This window comes from Roseiflexus castenholzii DSM 13941, assembly GCF_000017805.1.
GTDB lineage: Bacteria > Chloroflexota > Chloroflexia > Chloroflexales > Roseiflexaceae > Roseiflexus > Roseiflexus castenholzii.
Genome location: NC_009767.1, coordinates 1,064,352 through 1,080,090, shown reverse-complemented (window position 1 = coordinate 1,080,090; position 15,739 = coordinate 1,064,352). Strand labels below are relative to the sequence as shown.

The 15,739-nt window shown below is 61.2% G+C and carries 15 protein-coding genes; 10 read left to right on the top strand and 5 right to left on the bottom strand.

Translation table 11 applies throughout. The features are described 5' to 3' along the window. Nucleotides 1–35 precede the first annotated feature (35 nt). Entirely contained in the window at nucleotides 36–1,256 is a 1,221-nt protein-coding gene (locus tag RCAS_RS04210; RefSeq protein WP_012119370.1) for a trans-sulfuration enzyme family protein, read from the top strand. Nucleotides 1,257–1,336: 80 nt separating this feature from the next. Here RCAS_RS04210 and kynU read toward each other — a convergent pair whose 3' ends face one another. After that, nucleotides 1,337–2,587 carry a kynureninase gene (gene kynU / locus RCAS_RS04205; RefSeq protein ID WP_012119369.1) on the bottom strand — a complete coding sequence of 417 codons (1,251 nt, stop codon included), beginning with the start codon at nucleotides 2,585–2,587 and terminating at the stop codon, nucleotides 1,337–1,339. Between the two features lie 240 nt (nucleotides 2,588–2,827). Here kynU and RCAS_RS04200 point away from each other — a divergent pair, with 240 nt between their 5' ends. The 9 genes from RCAS_RS04200 to RCAS_RS24860 all read left to right on the top strand — a co-directional run bounded on the left by RCAS_RS04200 (nucleotide 2,828) and on the right by RCAS_RS24860 (nucleotide 9,605). Further along, nucleotides 2,828–3,910: an EfeM/EfeO family lipoprotein gene (locus RCAS_RS04200; protein ID WP_012119368.1), complete on the top strand. Its 1,083-nt coding sequence runs from the start codon at nucleotides 2,828–2,830 to the stop codon at nucleotides 3,908–3,910. Between the two features lie 13 nt (nucleotides 3,911–3,923). Further along, entirely contained in the window at nucleotides 3,924–6,272 is a 2,349-nt protein-coding gene (locus RCAS_RS04195; protein ID WP_012119367.1) for an FTR1 family iron permease, read from the top strand. Nucleotides 6,273–6,282: 10 nt separating this feature from the next. Next, a complete protein-coding gene (locus RCAS_RS04190) occupies nucleotides 6,283–6,513 on the top strand; it encodes a hypothetical protein (RefSeq protein ID WP_012119366.1) in 231 nt (76 codons plus the stop codon). A gap of 12 nt (nucleotides 6,514–6,525) precedes the next feature. After that, the gene (locus RCAS_RS04185) at nucleotides 6,526–6,768 is read left to right on the top strand and encodes a hypothetical protein (RefSeq protein WP_012119365.1); all 243 of its coding nucleotides are present in this window, start codon (nucleotides 6,526–6,528) and stop codon (nucleotides 6,766–6,768) included. 217 nt (nucleotides 6,769–6,985) lie between these two features. Then, the gene (locus RCAS_RS04180) at nucleotides 6,986–7,801 is read left to right on the top strand and encodes a class I SAM-dependent methyltransferase (protein WP_041330193.1); all 816 of its coding nucleotides are present in this window, start codon (nucleotides 6,986–6,988) and stop codon (nucleotides 7,799–7,801) included. Then, nucleotides 7,798–8,118, top strand: a complete 321-nt coding sequence (locus RCAS_RS04175; protein WP_012119363.1) for a cupin domain-containing protein — start codon at nucleotides 7,798–7,800, stop codon at nucleotides 8,116–8,118. Before RCAS_RS04180 ends, RCAS_RS04175 begins: the two co-directional genes overlap by 4 nt. Nucleotides 8,119–8,125: 7 nt before the next feature. Continuing rightward, a complete protein-coding gene (locus tag RCAS_RS04170; RefSeq protein ID WP_232280163.1) occupies nucleotides 8,126–8,599 on the top strand; it encodes a hypothetical protein in 474 nt (157 codons plus the stop codon). Between the two features lie 15 nt (nucleotides 8,600–8,614). Continuing rightward, nucleotides 8,615–9,418, top strand: a complete 804-nt coding sequence (locus tag RCAS_RS04165) for a YwiC-like family protein (protein WP_012119361.1) — start codon at nucleotides 8,615–8,617, stop codon at nucleotides 9,416–9,418. Nucleotides 9,419–9,431: 13 nt separating this feature from the next. Continuing rightward, nucleotides 9,432–9,605: a hypothetical protein gene (locus tag RCAS_RS24860; protein ID WP_157042539.1), complete on the top strand. Its 174-nt coding sequence runs from the start codon at nucleotides 9,432–9,434 to the stop codon at nucleotides 9,603–9,605. 340 nt (nucleotides 9,606–9,945) lie between these two features. Here the strand turns inward: RCAS_RS24860 and RCAS_RS04160 are convergent, their stop codons facing one another. The 4 genes from RCAS_RS04160 to RCAS_RS04145 all read right to left on the bottom strand — a co-directional run bounded on the left by RCAS_RS04160 (nucleotide 9,946) and on the right by RCAS_RS04145 (nucleotide 15,425). Continuing rightward, on the bottom strand, nucleotides 9,946–10,551 hold the full coding sequence (locus RCAS_RS04160) for a Uma2 family endonuclease (protein ID WP_012119360.1): 606 nt from the start codon (nucleotides 10,549–10,551) through the stop codon (nucleotides 9,946–9,948). Nucleotides 10,552–10,789: 238 nt separating this feature from the next. Further along, the gene (locus tag RCAS_RS04155; protein WP_012119359.1) at nucleotides 10,790–13,225 is read right to left on the bottom strand and encodes a DUF3536 domain-containing protein; all 2,436 of its coding nucleotides are present in this window, start codon (nucleotides 13,223–13,225) and stop codon (nucleotides 10,790–10,792) included. Nucleotides 13,226–13,228: 3 nt separating this feature from the next. Then, nucleotides 13,229–14,641 carry a LutB/LldF family L-lactate oxidation iron-sulfur protein gene (locus RCAS_RS04150; protein WP_012119358.1) on the bottom strand — a complete coding sequence of 471 codons (1,413 nt, stop codon included), beginning with the start codon at nucleotides 14,639–14,641 and terminating at the stop codon, nucleotides 13,229–13,231. Nucleotides 14,642–14,675: 34 nt separating this feature from the next. Beyond that, entirely contained in the window at nucleotides 14,676–15,425 is a 750-nt protein-coding gene (locus tag RCAS_RS04145; RefSeq protein ID WP_012119357.1) for a (Fe-S)-binding protein, read from the bottom strand. Between the last annotated feature and the right edge of the window lie 314 nt (nucleotides 15,426–15,739).

The following is a 15,739-nucleotide window of genomic DNA, read 5'->3' as shown; positions in this document are numbered from 1 at the left end:
AAGATAGCGTGAACATATTTCACCGGGGTTTGACCATGAGCAATCAGCAACCTGAATGGCATTTGCCGACTCGACTGGTCCATGCCGGCGAACGCGCGCCGGCGCCTGACGCCACACCAACGACGACGCCGATCTATACCAGCGCCACATATCTGCATGCCGACTTCACCGCGCTCGATGAGGCGCTCGAAAGCGACAGCGGCTATGTATACACCCGTCATGGCAACCCGACGGTGGCTGCGTTGGAAGAAGCGATGACGATTGCCGAGCGCGGCGCGGGCGCGGCTGTGTTTGCGTCGGGGATGGCGGCGCTGTATGCGGCGCTGCTGGCGGCCGGCACACCGCGCGGCGCTACCGCGCCCGCGCCGCGCGCGATCCTGGCGGCGCGCGATATGTATGGCGCAACAACGCTGATGCTCCAGGAGTTCTTTGCCGTGCGCGGGACGCAGATTGCAACCTGTGATATGTGCGACCTGAATGCCGTCGATGCGGCGCTGAACACTGTTCGACCCGATGTGGTTCTGGTCGAGCAGATATCGAACCCGCTCTTGCGCGTCACGGACATTCGAGCACTGGCGCAGCGCGCGCGCGCGGCAGGCGCGCGCCTGGTCGTGGATAGCACGATCGCAACGCCGATTCTCCAGCAACCGTTGACCCTTGGCGCCGACCTGGTCGTTCACAGTGCCACAAAGTATCTTAGCGGGCATGGCGATGCCGCCGGCGGCGTAGTCGTGGCGCGCACTTCCCTGGTGCGTGATACGTTACGCCGTCAGGCGCGGTTGCTGGGCGCTACTCTGGGACCGTTCGAGGCGTATCAGATCCTGCGCGGATTGAAGACGCTGGCATTGCGCGTGCGGCAACAGTGCCGTTCCGCTGCTGAGATCGCCAAATGGTTGACAACGCATCCGGCGGTCGCGTCGGTGCATTACCCTGGGCTGGAGACGCACCCACAACACACGCTGGCGACTGAGGCGTTCGGCGGATTGTATGGGGCGCTGGTCACATTTGAGCTGCGGGAAGCAACGCGCGCGACGCTGTCGCGCTTCTTCGATACGTTGCGCCTCATTCTGCCCGCCACGACCCTGGGAGATGTCTACACCCTGGCAAGCGCGCCGGCTGTCGCCTCGCATCGCGAACTGACGCCAGAACAACGCGAGGAACGCGGTATCAGCGACGCTATGGTGCGACTCTCCGTGGGGATCGAAGATGTCGCCGATATTCTTGCCGATCTGCGGCAGGCGTTGGAGGTTGGTTAAGGGTCAGGAGGGGTTAAGGGTTATATTTCATCATTTTCGCCGATCTTGTGGATCAAACCCCTGACTCCTGACCTCTCTCCTCATGTCACCTGCTTCACCTGCCGAAACTCCTCCCGATCCCACGCGCGCGCTTCGAGGATGTGGAGCATACGATCAACGGCATCCCACACATCGACGAAGCGCAGGTAGAGCGGCGCAAACCCGAAGCGCACAATATCCGGCGCGCGAAAGTCGCCGATAACCCCTGCGGCGATCAGCGCCTGCATCAGCGCGTACCCCTGAGGATGGCGAAAACTGACCTGACTGCCACGGATAGCGTGGTCGCGCGGCGTCATCAGTTCCAGCCCATACCCGGCGCAGCGCATCTCGACCAACTGAATGAACAGGTCGGTCAGCGCCAGTGATTTTGCCCGAATCTGCTGCATATCGGCGTCGAGCAGCAGATCGATGCCGCATTCGAGCGCTGCCATGCTGAGGATCGGCGGCGTACCGCACAGGTAGCGCCCGATCCCCGGCGCAGGTTCGTACACCGGATCGAAGGCAAAGGGCGTGGCATGCCCCATCCACCCGGAGAGCGGTTGACTGAACACCGGCTGCCATCGGCGCGCAACGAACAGATAGGCAGGCGCGCCGGGACCGCCGTTGAGATATTTGTAGCCGCACCCGACCGCAAAATCAACCTCTGCGCCATTCAGGTCCATCGGAACTGCACCAGTCGAGTGCGCCAGGTCCCACAGCGTCAGCGCTCCACAGGCGTGCGCCCGCTGCGTCAGATGCGCCAGATCGTACATGCGCCCGGTTTTATAGTTCACGTGGGTCAGCAGGAGCACAGCGACCTGATCGTTCAGATGATCCTCGATCCGCTCACCGTCTACCAGCCGCAGTTCGTGAACGCCGCCGAGATGCCGGATCAACCCCTGCGCCATGTACAGGTCGGTCGGAAAGTTATCCGGCGTCGAGAGGATCACATGCCGACCCGGCTTCAGCGCCAGCGCTGCCGCAAGGGTCTTGAACAGGTTCACCGAGGTCGAGTCGGCGCAGATCACCTCGTCGGGGTGCGCACCGATCAGGCGCGCGATCTTGCCGCCAATGCGCGACGGAGCATTGATCCAGTCGCACGCCGTCCATCCCCGGATCAGCAGGCGCCCCCATTCGTCCTGCACGACCTGCTGCATGCGCTCAACGGTGCGTTTGGGCAGGGGACCGAGGGAGTTACCGTCCAGGTAGATGAGATCATCAGGCATGTGGAAGAGATCGCGAAAGCGCGCCAGCGGATCGGCGGCGTCGCGCGTGATGAGCGTCGTGCGAGAAACCAGAGCATCGTGAGGCATGGCGATCTCTTTCCCGGTGTTGCATGTGCCTTGCTGTGGGATGCTGCTGCGCGAAACGGTAAAAGTGGACGACATTATAGCATAGAACATGTGCAAGTCATGTGTCGGTCTATTTTCGCTGTTTTATCTTGACAAATCGATTTTATTAGCATATGCTAACATCAAACATTTGAAACGTCGCTATGATTGGGAGCGACGCGCCTCGACAGGCATGCCGCATACCCCTGGGAAGGAGAGCGTATGGCGCACCGGTTGCGTTTGCTCGTGATCGTTCCGTTCATTCTCTGGGCGCTTGTCGCCTGTAGTCAGGCGCCACCGGCGTCTCCTCCGGCGCCAACCGCTGCCGCCACCGACCTCAGCGGCATCAAGGAGTATCTGCTAGGGCAGACACGCGCGCTCACCGCCGCCGCTGCCGAGATTCAGGCGGCATCGGATCGCTACTATGCCCTGGCACAGGAAACGAACTTCGATTACAGCGCTCTGTGGACCAACCGCAGGCAGGAAGCCATCGCTGCAATTGAATCTGCTCGCGCCGCGTGGATGAAAGCAAGCCCGATCTACGAGAAGATGGAAGGAATCGTTGCCGGAACTCCCGACCTCTCGCAGTTCGATGTTGATATCGATGCGGGTGCGGCTGGCAATGAGGACCCCAACAATGCCGTGTCGTTCGATCTGACGCTTCCCGATGGACGAACGCTCCCCAAACCCGGCAATCTTTTCGGTGTCACAGAAGGCACGCTCTGGGGAACCGAGCCGGCGTTCACATCGGGCGTCACCGCCGATTGGAATGGCGATGGCATCATCGAGTTCGGCGAAACCCTTCCTGATGCCAGTGTGCTCAAAGCCAGCGTGGACATGCTGACGCAGATGGCGAATGATCTGCACGTCGCCGCTGAGGCATGGACGCCGACCGAATCGGACGCTTTTACTGCGCTGGTAGTCATGGTTCCAACGATGAGCGAATACTTCGCCTCCTGGCGCGACTCGCGCTTCGTCTCCGGCGATGCCTCGACACAGCGCGATTTCAATGTTATTTCGCGCCTTACCGACATTCAGGACATCCTTGGCGGTCTGGAGGTCGTGTATGCGCAGGTTCGTCCGCGTGTCGAATCAATCGATCCGACACAGGCGGAACAGATCGCAACCGACTTGCGCAATCTGAAAGCATTCGTCGCCGACGTCTCCGCTCAGGAGCAGAATGGCAGACGTTTCACGCCTGAAGAGGCGGATACGCTTGGCGCCGAAGCGCAAAACCGTGCAACAGCGATCACCGGACAGATCAGTCAGGTTGCGGGCATCCTGGGAGTGAAGATTGTTGAGTGAAAGAGGCGACCTTATGCGCTCATGGCAGCGCTTCGCAGTGGCAGGCGTTCTGATCGTCGCACTCCTGGCGCCACACGTGGCGCTGGCGCAGTCGCCCGATCCCGGTCGGACGGCTGAACGGATCCGTGCAGCGCTCTTCCAGGCGCAGATGCAGATGCACACCGATCCGACCGGCGCGCGCGCGCGCATGGAGGAGGCGCACGACGCCTATCGCTTACTCGCACCGACTATTGCCGCCTATGCGCCAGCCGCCGATGCGCGCGCGCGCACCGGGTTCTCCGACGCGAAGCAGGCTCTCACTATCGGCGATATGCCTGTCTTCGCCGATGCACGAGCGCGTATCTGGACAGCAGTGCTCGCCGCAGGGTACGATATCGTCGTTGGGTCGCTTCGAGCGGGTGATGCCGATACGGCACGCCAATGGCTGACGGTGCGCGAGTTCCGCCATGCCACACGTTTCTCGCGTCCGAATGCCGATGCCGCTCGCGCCGTTTACGATGCTGCCACGCAAACCATCCCCATTGCCGATGCGATCCCGGCCGTTCAGTCAGACCTGCTTGATACCTATCAGGCGCGTCTGAACGAAGCGTTACAGACCTTGATCGCCGCCGATCAGCAGGACTTCGCCATCCGGCGCGCCGAGGCTGCGGCGCTGGCTGAGGGCTATTTTACGCTGCTTGCGCCGGCGTATGCCGAACAGCGCGGCGATGCTGCCGCCAATACCGCGTATGCGGCATTTGAACGCCTGCGGCAGGCGGCGCTGGCAGGAGTTAATCTCACCATTCCTCTGGAAGCCGTGCAACAAACCCTGCGTGGATTTCGTGCAGCGCCGCTTAGCCCGGCGGAACAGAAGCGCCGCACCGGTCAGATGCTGCGCTTCCTGCACCTTGTGCCGGTCGAGTATGAGCGGGGTGTGCGCAATGGACAGGTCACGACCGAGCTCGAGATTCGTGAAGCGATCACATTCCACGCCGGCGCATTCGCCGCCTTTACCGATCTGCGCGATCTGTTGGAACAACGTCATCCTGCATTGACGGAACGGGTCGCCGGGCAGTTCGATACGCTCGGCGCAATGCTCGCCGGCGCCGGCAATCGCAGCGCTGTCGCCGACCCGACAGCAGTGAAGCGTGCAACGACCGATCTGCTCTCCAATCTCACAACGCTGCTCCCACGTGAATGGCAAAAGCAGGATAGCAGCGCCGATTTCGATGTCATCCGCACGGCGCTCGACCAGATGGAGCAGGCGGTTCGGGCTGGCGAGTACGAATTGGCAGAGTCGGCGCGCCTGGAAGCCTATGCCATCATGGAGATCGGTCCAGAAGCAAAACTTATCGCATTTGCGCCACAGTATAAACCGCTTATCGAAGGGTATTTCTGGTATGGTCAGGGGAACCGCAAAGGTCTGGCGCACCTGATCGAACGGCGCGCCCCGCCTGCCGAGATCGCCGCCACGCGCATCGCGCTCGATCAGGCGCTGGCGGAAGCCGAACAAACGCTGGCGGGAAAAAATGCTCCGGGCGCGATTGCAGCCAATGCAGCGGTCATCGTCTTCCGCGAAGGGTTGGAGGCGGTCCTCATTCTGGCATCGTTGATGGGCAGTCTCAAAATCGGCGCGCAGCGTCGTTTCCGCAAACCACTCTGGATTGGCACAGCGCTGGCGTTTGTTGCGACGGTGGTAACCTGGGTGCTGGCCCAGGAGGCGCTGATGGCGATGGCGCGCTTTGGCGAAACGCTTGAGGCGATTGTGTCGCTGATCGCCATTGCAGTCCTGCTGCTGATCACGAACTGGTTCTTCCACGATGTGTACTGGAAAGACTGGATGGCAAACTTCCATCAGCAGAAGAAACGCATTCTCAGCGGGCAGGCAGGGCAATGGCTCGGCTTGATGACGCTTGGCTTCGCCAGTATCTATCGTGAGGGGTTTGAGACCGTGCTGTTTCTTCAGGCGCTGACCCTGGAAGGCAGTGTCACTGTCGTGTCTGCCGGTGTGGCGATCGGTCTGATTGCGACGCTGCTCGTTGGTCTGGCAGTGTTTGTGATGCAGGCGAAGTTGCCGCACAAGAAAATGTTGATCGTCACGGGGGTGCTGATCGGCGCCGTGCTGCTCCAGATGGTGGGCAAGACGGTCAATGTGACGCAGGTGATCGGATGGCTGCCGATCCATCCGATTCGCTGGCTGGAGCTGCCGTACTGGGCAGGGTTCTGGTTTGGTCTGTATCCGACATGGGAAGGCATCGGACTCCAGGCGGCTGCGGCAATCTTCGTCATCGGCAGTTACTACCTGGCGGAATATATGCAGCGGCGTGAGCGCCGGATGAAGCACTCTGCGAGCACCGCCGCCCATCCTGTTCGTGAAGTATGAGGAGACCACGATGCCTGGCGAAACGTCGGTAGACTGGACGACATTGCTCCAGCTTGCGCTTGCGCTGGGCATTCTGTCGTTGTGCTGCTATCTCATTGGGATCACGACTGCCGCGCGCATCCAGGCGTGGCGTCGGCAGCGCCCGACCAAACTGCACAAAGCCAAACACGAGGCGGTTCGGTCGCACATCCGCCGAAGCGCACCATCACCGCACCGCCGCACGACGGAAGATGTATCGTAAAGGAGGGGCGTTATGCTGCCTGCTCTTGGTTCCGTGCCGCCCAACCATCGCCTGACGGCAATGGTCAATCGCCTGCTCGATGAGGAACTTGCCCGACTTTCCGGCGATCAGGAGTCCTTCCCTTCATCATTGCCTCCCTCAGCGCGCGCTGCGATCATCGAGATTGCGATGCGCACCCTGGAACGCCTGAATTGGGAAACGTGTCAATCGTCAGCGGGCATGCCTGTGGTGCGCCAGCGCAATGGTTCACGTTGATCGCTCCGTGAACGCAGCCTCCGGTGGTTTTCCCATGCGCATCGCATGAATGCATACGGATGCGATGCGGGAAAGAAGCCTTCTTATACCCATGACGATTGAAGATGCCGCATGCGTGTCATTCCGAGCGCAGCGCGGAATCTGAGCGGGTCGCGCACGACCCCTCGCGCTGCTCGGGGTGACCATGCCGGATGTTCATAGGAAAGGAATTGGTATTATGCCGGAAGAAACCGCGACACATCTGCCTGGCGCCCATCTGGATATCGCAAAGATGCCCGGGCACTGGCTGCTGGCGCGCATGGGTAAGCGCGTGCTGCGCCCCGGTGGTCTCGAGTTGACCCGGAGCATGCTCGATGCGCTGTCCATCGACTCGAGCGATCATGTGATCGAGTTTGCGCCGGGTTTGGGAGTGACCGCGCGCCTGGCGCTGGCGCGGCAACCAGCATCGTACACCGGCATCGAGCGCGATGAAGCCGCTGCCCAAAGTGTTCGTGCATGTCTGTCCGACCCGCGCTATCGATGTCTTGTCGGCAGCGCCGAGAAAAGCGGACTGGAAGACGCTTCGGCGACGGTCGTCTGCGGCGAGGCGATGCTTACCATGCACACGCCAGGTCAGAAAATGCGGATCGTTCGTGAGGCGTATCGCATACTGAAACCTGGTGGACGGTACGGCATCCACGAGTTGGGATTGACCCCTGACGATCTGGGAGAAGCGGAAAAAGACGCCATTCTCCGCGATCTCTCTGCGGCAATTCGCGTTGGCGCCCGTCCGCTGACCTCTTCGGAATGGCGCGCTGTCCTGGAAACTGAAGGGTTTCAGGTGCGCGCAGCGTTCACTGCACCGATGCATCTGCTGGAACCCAGGCGCCTGATCCAGGACGAAGGGCTGGGAAGGGCGTTGCGGATCTTCTTCAATATTCTCCGCACACCGGCGGCTCGTCAGCGTGTTCTGGCAATGCGGCGCGTCTTTCGCGCACATCAGGATCATCTGATGGCAATCTCGCTCATAGCGGTCAAACCGGAGGCTTTATGAACGCCACAACATTTCTCGACCTGGCAGAACAGGTCACGATCCCCGAAGACGGGACGATCAGCCGCACCCTCTACCAGGACGACCGATTGAAAGCGGTGCTGTTCGGCTTTGCCACCGGGCAGGAACTCTCCGAGCACACTGCATCGATGCCGGCGATCATGCACTTCGTCCAGGGTGAAGCGCGCGTGACGCTGGGCAATGAGACCATCGATGCGCGTCCGAACACCTGGGTGCACATGCCAGCGCATTTGCCGCATAGCATTCAGGCAAGGACTCCGGTGATCATGCTGCTGTTATTATTGAAAGGGGCACGGTGACCACGTGGTGTATCTTGCCATACTCACACTCCACAACCTGATGCGCTGGGTGACGCTGGTCGCCGCGATCTGGGCATTGTACCGCGCCTATCGAGGTTGGTTCGGCAGACGCCCGTGGACTCCCGCCGATCAGCGCGCCGGGCGTTGGTTTGCCCTGGCGCTCTCGCTGCAACTGCTGATCGGCGGGGTCTTTTACTGCCTGCCGGACTCGGTCGCGCAACTGGCATGGACAAACCTGAATGTGGTAATGCGCGAACCGTCGCTCCGCTTTTTTGTCGTTGAACACAGCGTACAGATGTTTGTGGCGCTGAGTCTGACGCACCTGGGCAGCGCGCTGGCGCGCAGGGGGCGCCAGGATGCGGATCGCCACCGGCGCGCTGCATTGTTGTTCTCGGTCAGCCTGCTCATTGCTTTTGCCGCCATTCCCTGGCCCTGGACGCCACATGAGCGACCACTGGTGCGCCTGGGCTGGAAATGGTAGTGTGAGGAGGCGTGTATGGCAGAAACATCTCCTGGTTCGGTGCGTCTGCGCCCGATTGCGCTCCCCGTCGAACATGGCGGCTGGGGGTTTCTTGGCGCGCCGATCATTCTTGGGCTATGGGTGGCGCCGTCAGTTGCCGGCGTCTGGCTCAGCCTGGCGGCACTGGGAGTCTTTTTGACGCGCCAGCCGCTCAAACTTGCGCTCGGTGATCGGCAGCGCGGCAAACGCTACCCGCGCACCGCGTGGGCGGAGCGGTTCGTCGCGTTGTACAGCGTCAGTGCGCTGCTGGCGTTCCTCGCTGCCTGGCTGACAACGACGCATCCGTTCTGGCTGCCGCTGCTGCTGGCGGCGCCGCTCGCGCTTGTTCAGTTTCGCTACGATTTGCTCAAACAGAGCCGTTCGTTGCTGGCGGAAATCTGTGGCGCGAATGCGCTTGCTTCGCTGGCATCGGCGCTGGCATTGTGCGGTGGATGGCACATCGTTCCGGCACTGCTTCTCTGGCTTCTGCTGGCGCTCAAAGCGACCGCCGCGATCATCTATGTGCGCGCCCGCATCCGCCTGGCGCGCACTATCCCCACTGCGCGCGCGTCGGTGTATCTGGCGCACGCCATCGCGTTGGCGGCAGTCGCCGGGCTGGCAGCAATCGGGCTGGTTCCCTGGCTGGCGACAATAGCCTTCGGCGTGCTCCTGGGGCGCGCGGTGATCGGACTGCTCCCCCATAGTCTGGCGACGCCAACCGCAATTGTGGGAGTTCAGGAACTGGGATTCAGTCTGCTGACCGTTGCTGCGATCGCTGGAGGGTTTATGATAGGATGGTGATGATCTGACGTTGATGAAACAGAACACGCGAGAACTGAACAACCCCGGTTCTCCGGCGGCGTGCGTCGAAGCCGTGCAAACGATCAAAGCCGCTGGTGTCAATGTGGAGATCATTCTGCTGTCAGACGCAGGGGGTGCGCGCCTGGCATCGGCGCATGCCATTCGCTCGACGCGCCTGCGGCGATGAACCTGAACGATGGCGACCCGATGTCTATCTCGATCGTATCGTCTGACAGTCCTTATATGCGGTCAATACATTGAAGCACAGAGCGAACCGTTGGACGCTGTAGCCGTTCGCAGACAACTCGAGTGTCTCAAACCTGGCGCAAGGAGCGTCTGCGGCGATGGAGTGAACGTGGCGCTGTATCACCTGGAGGAGTTCATACCAATGACCTGTGACCATCCGGCATGGTCACCCCGATCAGCGCGAGGGGTCGTGCGCGACCCGATCAGATTCCTCGCTGCGCTCGGAATGACAAGAATGCGGTATCTTCAATCGTCATTGGTATTATTTCTTGAGGTTCGTTTCACTCCTGAAAGAACCGCTCGACCGGAATCGGCAACGGCGCCGTCTGCGACGGTAAGCGCGCCTGCCCGCGAAAGACGCCGCGCGAGCGGTAGGCGCTCCGATCCAGAGTAAGCACCTCCACAGTCTGCGCCGCCGGATCAACAACCCAATAGTCATGCACGCCAGCGCGCGCATACGCATCCTGCTTCTCGCGCCGATCATACCCCGCTGTGCCGGGGGAGAGGATTTCCACAACCAGATCGGGCGCGCCAATGATGCGACTACGGGTGATAATGCCGAGATTGGCGCTCAGAACAACGACAATATCGGGCTGAACCACAGTGTCGAGCGCCAGTTCGACATCAGTGGGCACAGTCAGAACCGCGCCAAGACCGGTAAATTGGATGTGGATCGTCAGAAATGTTGCCATACGATTGCTGGTCATCTGATGTTCAATTTCTGGCGCCAGCATCATGTAGAGCACTCCCGCAATGATCTCGTAGCGGTTTCCGTCTTCCGGCAGCGCCGCATAGTCGGCGTATGTCCAGCGACCCTGCGGTGGTCCGATCATCGGTGTGGCGACGGCAACGACGGGAAGAGTGTCGCGGAGGTCTGATACAGTCATAGGCGCCTGCCTTTCACGCACTTTTTCTGGTATTGTAGCCCGCCCGAGTCGCATCCGGGTGCAGGCACACATCGTCAAGACGCTTGCGCGCTCTAGATGCGTGGCGTTTGGGAGCACAGAGATTGGTTCAGGCGGATGCCACGGATCGATAACCTTCACTGCCAGGCGGATCTGCGCGAATCTGTGGCATCCGCGTGAGTCCGTGCGCTCTTCACGACGGATGGCGCCAGGACTCGTCTCACTTTCCATGCCCGCTCATACTGATGCCGAGCAGCATCGCCGCCGTTGCGAAGCGGTCGGTCCAGAGGCGCGCGCGTTGATCGCCGGTGAGCGCGCGCGCTGCCAGGGCAGCGTAGTGAGTTGCGCGAATGGCGAAGAGGTCGTTCTGGGCGCGCCAGAGATCAATCTCGAAGGGCAGCGCGCGCACCAACCGAGCCAGGTTCAACAGGCGGTCGAGGAGCGCCGATGATTCAGGATCGGTCAGAAGCCGCGCGGTAACCTGTTCGACCAAGCGGCGCAGTTCGCCGATCAACGGCTCGCGCGCCAGTGAGACGCCTGCCCGGCGCGCTGCGTCGATCAGCGACCGCGACCGGTCGAAATCCGGCGGATCCGTCGTCAGCGCACGATAGACCGCCATGCTCATGGCATACTCCGCAGCCCTGGCGACTTCCGGCGGCAACGGGATGCCCTGGTTCGTCAGGAACGAAATGAGCGGCGTATGCCGGTCGTAGAGGCGCTGATAGGCAGCAGCGGTCTCTTCGAGCGCCGGCGTCAGAATCGCCTGGACAATCGCGCGCTGCTCATCGTAAAAAACCGACTTGAGCGAGTAATCGAGCCGACCAAAGTGATTGGTCAGCGCCTGGACGACCCCGGACAGATCGGCACGCTCGAAGGCGGGCGAAATCGTGTGGAGCAGATCGGCATAACTGGCTGCGCCATCTTCGGTGCGCACCCCGCCGATCAGGTTCTGGTCTCCCAGGTGCAAAACCCCATAGCGCAGTTCCGCCGACTCAAGCGTAATGGTCGAAGTCACCCGCGCCACGCCCAACGCCAGTTTCGCATGACCGGCTTCCATCACTCGATGCCGGCGTTGCTCGACGGTGTAGCAGTACACTTTCCCCGGTTCGCTCTGCACATTGAAGAGCGATGTGGCGGCATAATGCGCCGCGACCTGGCGCAGATCGACGATGTGCGGTAGCACCAGTTGCTCATAGACGCCACGACCGTTGACGAACTGCGGGAGATTGCTCGGCGCTTCCGCCAGCCGCCGCAAGAACTCCGGTTCCAGGTCCTCGCCGTCGAGCGTGCGCGCCAGTTGAATCGCGCGCGCTGCATATTGCAGCACCTGAACGGTTTCCAGCCCTGAAATGTCGGCGAAGAACCAGCCGCAACTGGTGTACATCAGCATCGCCTGGCGCTGGATTTCGAGCAGGTGCAACACTTCAACCTGCTCTTCAGCGCTCAGTTCGCGCGTGGCATGTTCGGCGAGGAAGGTGTTGATCGACTCCGGTGACCGGTCGAGCACCACCTGGATGTAGTCGTCGCGCGCTGCCCACGGATCGAGGAGCAGTCGCTCGGCAAGCGCCTCGAACCGCGCCGCCAGGGTGTCGCGCAGCCAGTCGAGCGCAGCGCGCAGGGGGGCGCGCCAGGTTTGTTTCCATCCCTCGCGCCCGCCATTGCTGCATCCGCAGTCGCTGCGCCAGCGCTCGATGCCATGGAAACAGCTCCACGAGGTGCGTTCGGCGATCTGCACCTCGTGCGTCGGCGGGTGAATGGCGAGGAACTCAGAGTAGTTCGTCAGACGCGCCATCCGTTCGCGCTCCAGGTAGTAGAGCGCATAGGCGAGCGCCATGTCGCCGCGCGGGTGGTGATGCCCGTAGGTTTCGCCATCGGTGGCGATATGCACCAGTTGCGGTCCTGCTCGTCCGTTGAATCCACCGAGCAGGCGATGGGCAAAGTTGCCGCCGTTGTAGAGCAAACCTTCGAATGCGACGGCGCGCGCGATCGGACCGTCATAGAAAAAAAGGGCAATCGAGCGCCCTGAAGGGAGTCGTTGCAGATAGGGCATGGTCGGATCGATTTTGCCGCCGCCGACATCCTGCCATGTGGTTGCGCCGATCTTCCGCACTGCGCGCGCCTGATAGGGCGACAGGATGGTGAAGTGGATGCCGCACTCCGCCAGCGTTTCCAGGGTTTCGATATCAACAGCGGTTTCCGGCAGCCACATCCCCTCCGGCATGCGTCCAAAGCGCCGCTCGAAATCGCGGATGCCCCAGATGACCTGCGTGCGCTTGTCGCGTTTGTTGGCAAGCGGCATGATCATATGGTTATACGCCTGAGCAATCGCCGATCCGTGCCCTGAGAAGAGCGACCGACTCTGCCGGTCGGATTCGATGATGGCATGATAGGTGGCAGGAACGTGCTTCTCGAGCCAGGCGAGCAGGGTCGGACCAAAATTGAAACTGATGCGCGCGTAGTTATTGACCACGTGAACAATGCGACCGTCGCCATCCAGAATGCGCGACGCCGTGTTGGGGGTGTAGCATTCGGCAGCGATGCGCTCATTCCAGTCGTGGTACGGATGGGCGGAGTGCTGCGGCGCGATGGTTTCGAGCCACGGATTTTCTCTTGGCGGTTGATAGAAATGCCCGTGAATGCAGATATAGCGATCCAACCCTCACCCCTGCTTCTTGCGCTCTTCCCACAGTTCGGTAAAGGTCTTCGGCGCGAATGGTGGAAAATCGCGCTGCTTCGTCCATCCATCGAGCGGCGGCGGCAACCAGCGCACCTGACCGTTCCGCGCCAGCAGATGGGTCCCGAACGATGCCATTTTGCCACCCAGACGATAGAGCGCCGGGTTCATCATCGCCTGCCGCCAACCGAACATGGCGGGTGGTTCATATCCCTCGTACTTGCCATTGTTCACCGCATCGGCGCGCAGCCGCAGCAGCAGATCGGGGATGGCGATCTTGACCGGACATGCCCATTCGCACGCGCCGCACAGGCTCGACGCATGCGGCAGTTTGTGCGCATCTGGAAGGTCCGGTTGCAGCAACGGCGTCAGAATAGCGCCGATCGGACCAGAATAGACCCCGCCATACGCATGCCCGCCGATAGATTGATAGACCGGACAGGCATTCAGGCAGGCGCCGCAACGGATGCACATCAGCGCCTCAGCATATTTCCCACCAATGATCTCCGAACGGCGATTGTCGAGCAGCACCAGGTGAAACTCTTCCGGTCCATCCGGTTCGTGAGGACGGCGAGGTCCGCTGATGATTGAAGTGTAGACCGAGAGGCGCTGACCGGTTGCCGAACGCGCCAGCACCTGCAACAACACGCCAAGGTCATCGAAGCTCTCACAGATACGCTCGATACCCATAATCGCAACATGAATGCGTGGCGCTGTAGTGGTGAGGCGGGCATTGCCTTCATTTTCGACAATCACAATCGCGCCCTCATTGGCAACTCCGAAGTTGACCCCGCTGATCCCCATATCCGCCTGGAGGAAGCGCTGGCGCAGTGCCGTGCGCGCCGTGCGCGTCATCGTTGGAATATCGTCGGTTGGCTCCATGCCCAGGTGCTGCACAAACAGATCGCGCACCTGCTCACGGGTCTTATGGATTGCAGGAGCGATAATGTGCGACGGCGTTTCTCCCGCAAGTTGAATGATATACTCGCCAAGGTCGGTTTCGATCACTTCAAGCCCGGCGTGTTCGAGCGCTTCGTTGAGGTGAATCTCTTCCGACGCCATCGACTTCGATTTGACGATCGTGCGCACCCCGCGCTGCTGCGCCAGGTCGAGGATATACCGGCGCGCCGCAGCGCCGTCTTCCGCCCAGCAAACGCGCCCGCCGTGGCGTTCGACATTATCGGCGAGGCGCGCCAGCAGTTCATCGAGGCGCGCCAGCGCCCCGGCGCGAATGGCGCGCGCCTGATGGCGCAGCGCCTCGAAGTTATCAACGTCGGCAACCGCCTTCGCGCGATTGCCGATAAAGCGCGTCGTCGCCCGCTCGAGCGCCGTCTGCAACGACGGATCGTGCAACGCACCGTCAACCCGCTCAACAAACGCAATCGTGTGTGTTGCCATCGGTTCTGCCCTTTCCCTCTCGCGCCCCTAACCTCTACCCCCCCAACCCAACCCTGTTCGCCAGCACCTCGGCGAGATGGCATGCCCGCACCCGCGACTTCGACCGACTGAGACCACCGGCGATCTGCGTCATGCAACTCGAATCGCCGGTCACTACCAGGTCGCAGCCGCATTCGGCGATATGCGCCAGTTTGCGCTGTAACATCGCTTCAGAAATCTGATGCTGCTTAACGGCAAACAGACCACCAAAACCGCAGCACTCATCGCTGCCCGGCAATGACACAATGCGCGCGCCAGCGACATGGTCGAGCAGGATGCGCGCCTGCCGCCCCAAACCCATGTAGCGCAGACCATGACAGGCGTCGTGAACTGCTATGACCCCATCGTAGCGCGCACCAACATCGGTGACACCGAGCACATCGACCAGGTATTCACTCAGTTCATACGTGCGTTGCGCCAGTTCTTTCGCGGCGGCCTCGTGGCGTGTGCCGTGGAACAGTTCGTGGTACAGATGGCGGATCATCGCACCACACGAACCGGACGGAAGCACGACATCTCCCTGGTTGCGCAGGATTTCGATAGTCCGCCCTGCGACCGCATAGGCATCATCACGGAACCCGGCATTGAACGCCATCTGCCCACAGCACGTCAGCCCGCGTGGAACAACGACCTCGACCCCCTGCCGTTCGAGCAATTCTGCGGCGGCCAACCCGATATTGGGATGGACTTGATCGACAATGCACGTCACAAAGAGTACAGCGCGCCGGTGCGGTTGCACGGTCATCCAGGACCTCTTCTGTCTACTGATACCAATGACGATCAACGATGCCGCATTCTGGTCATTCCGAGCGCAGCGCCTTGTCATTCCGAGCGCAGCGAGGAATCTGCGCGGGTCGCGCACGACCCCTCGCGCTGCGCGGGGTGACCATGCCGGATGTTCACAGGTCATTGGTATGAGACGATGCGTATTCCGCCCGCATTATAGCAAATGTCACACACTGTTGCGCACAGCGCGGTTTCTAATGCATCTCTTATCTTTCAACAGCATCCTTTTCGGGGTGCGGTGCGTCTAGTAGAGTGAAATAGATATCGCGGCGG

What these genes read in the sequence shown, in the direction of transcription:
- RCAS_RS04180 (WP_041330193.1), top strand. Translation starts at nt 6,986, where the DNA reads ATGCCGGAAGAAACCGCGACACATCTGCCTGGCGCCCATCTGGATATC.
- RCAS_RS04175 (WP_012119363.1), top strand. Translation starts at nt 7,798, where the DNA reads ATGAACGCCACAACATTTCTCGACCTGGCAGAACAGGTCACGATCCCC.
- kynU (WP_012119369.1), bottom strand. Translation starts at nt 2,587, where the DNA reads ATGCCTCACGATGCTCTGGTTTCTCGCACGACGCTCATCACGCGCGAC.
- RCAS_RS04210 (WP_012119370.1), top strand. Translation starts at nt 36, where the DNA reads ATGAGCAATCAGCAACCTGAATGGCATTTGCCGACTCGACTGGTCCAT.
- RCAS_RS24860 (WP_157042539.1), top strand. Translation starts at nt 9,432, where the DNA reads ATGAAACAGAACACGCGAGAACTGAACAACCCCGGTTCTCCGGCGGCG.
- RCAS_RS04195 (WP_012119367.1), top strand. Translation starts at nt 3,924, where the DNA reads ATGCGCTCATGGCAGCGCTTCGCAGTGGCAGGCGTTCTGATCGTCGCA.
- RCAS_RS04150 (WP_012119358.1), bottom strand. Translation starts at nt 14,641, where the DNA reads ATGGCAACACACACGATTGCGTTTGTTGAGCGGGTTGACGGTGCGTTG.
- RCAS_RS04200 (WP_012119368.1), top strand. Translation starts at nt 2,828, where the DNA reads ATGGCGCACCGGTTGCGTTTGCTCGTGATCGTTCCGTTCATTCTCTGG.
- RCAS_RS04185 (WP_012119365.1), top strand. Translation starts at nt 6,526, where the DNA reads ATGCTGCCTGCTCTTGGTTCCGTGCCGCCCAACCATCGCCTGACGGCA.
- RCAS_RS04190 (WP_012119366.1), top strand. Translation starts at nt 6,283, where the DNA reads ATGCCTGGCGAAACGTCGGTAGACTGGACGACATTGCTCCAGCTTGCG.
- RCAS_RS04160 (WP_012119360.1), bottom strand. Translation starts at nt 10,551, where the DNA reads ATGACTGTATCAGACCTCCGCGACACTCTTCCCGTCGTTGCCGTCGCC.
- RCAS_RS04165 (WP_012119361.1), top strand. Translation starts at nt 8,615, where the DNA reads ATGGCAGAAACATCTCCTGGTTCGGTGCGTCTGCGCCCGATTGCGCTC.
- RCAS_RS04145 (WP_012119357.1), bottom strand. Translation starts at nt 15,425, where the DNA reads ATGACCGTGCAACCGCACCGGCGCGCTGTACTCTTTGTGACGTGCATT.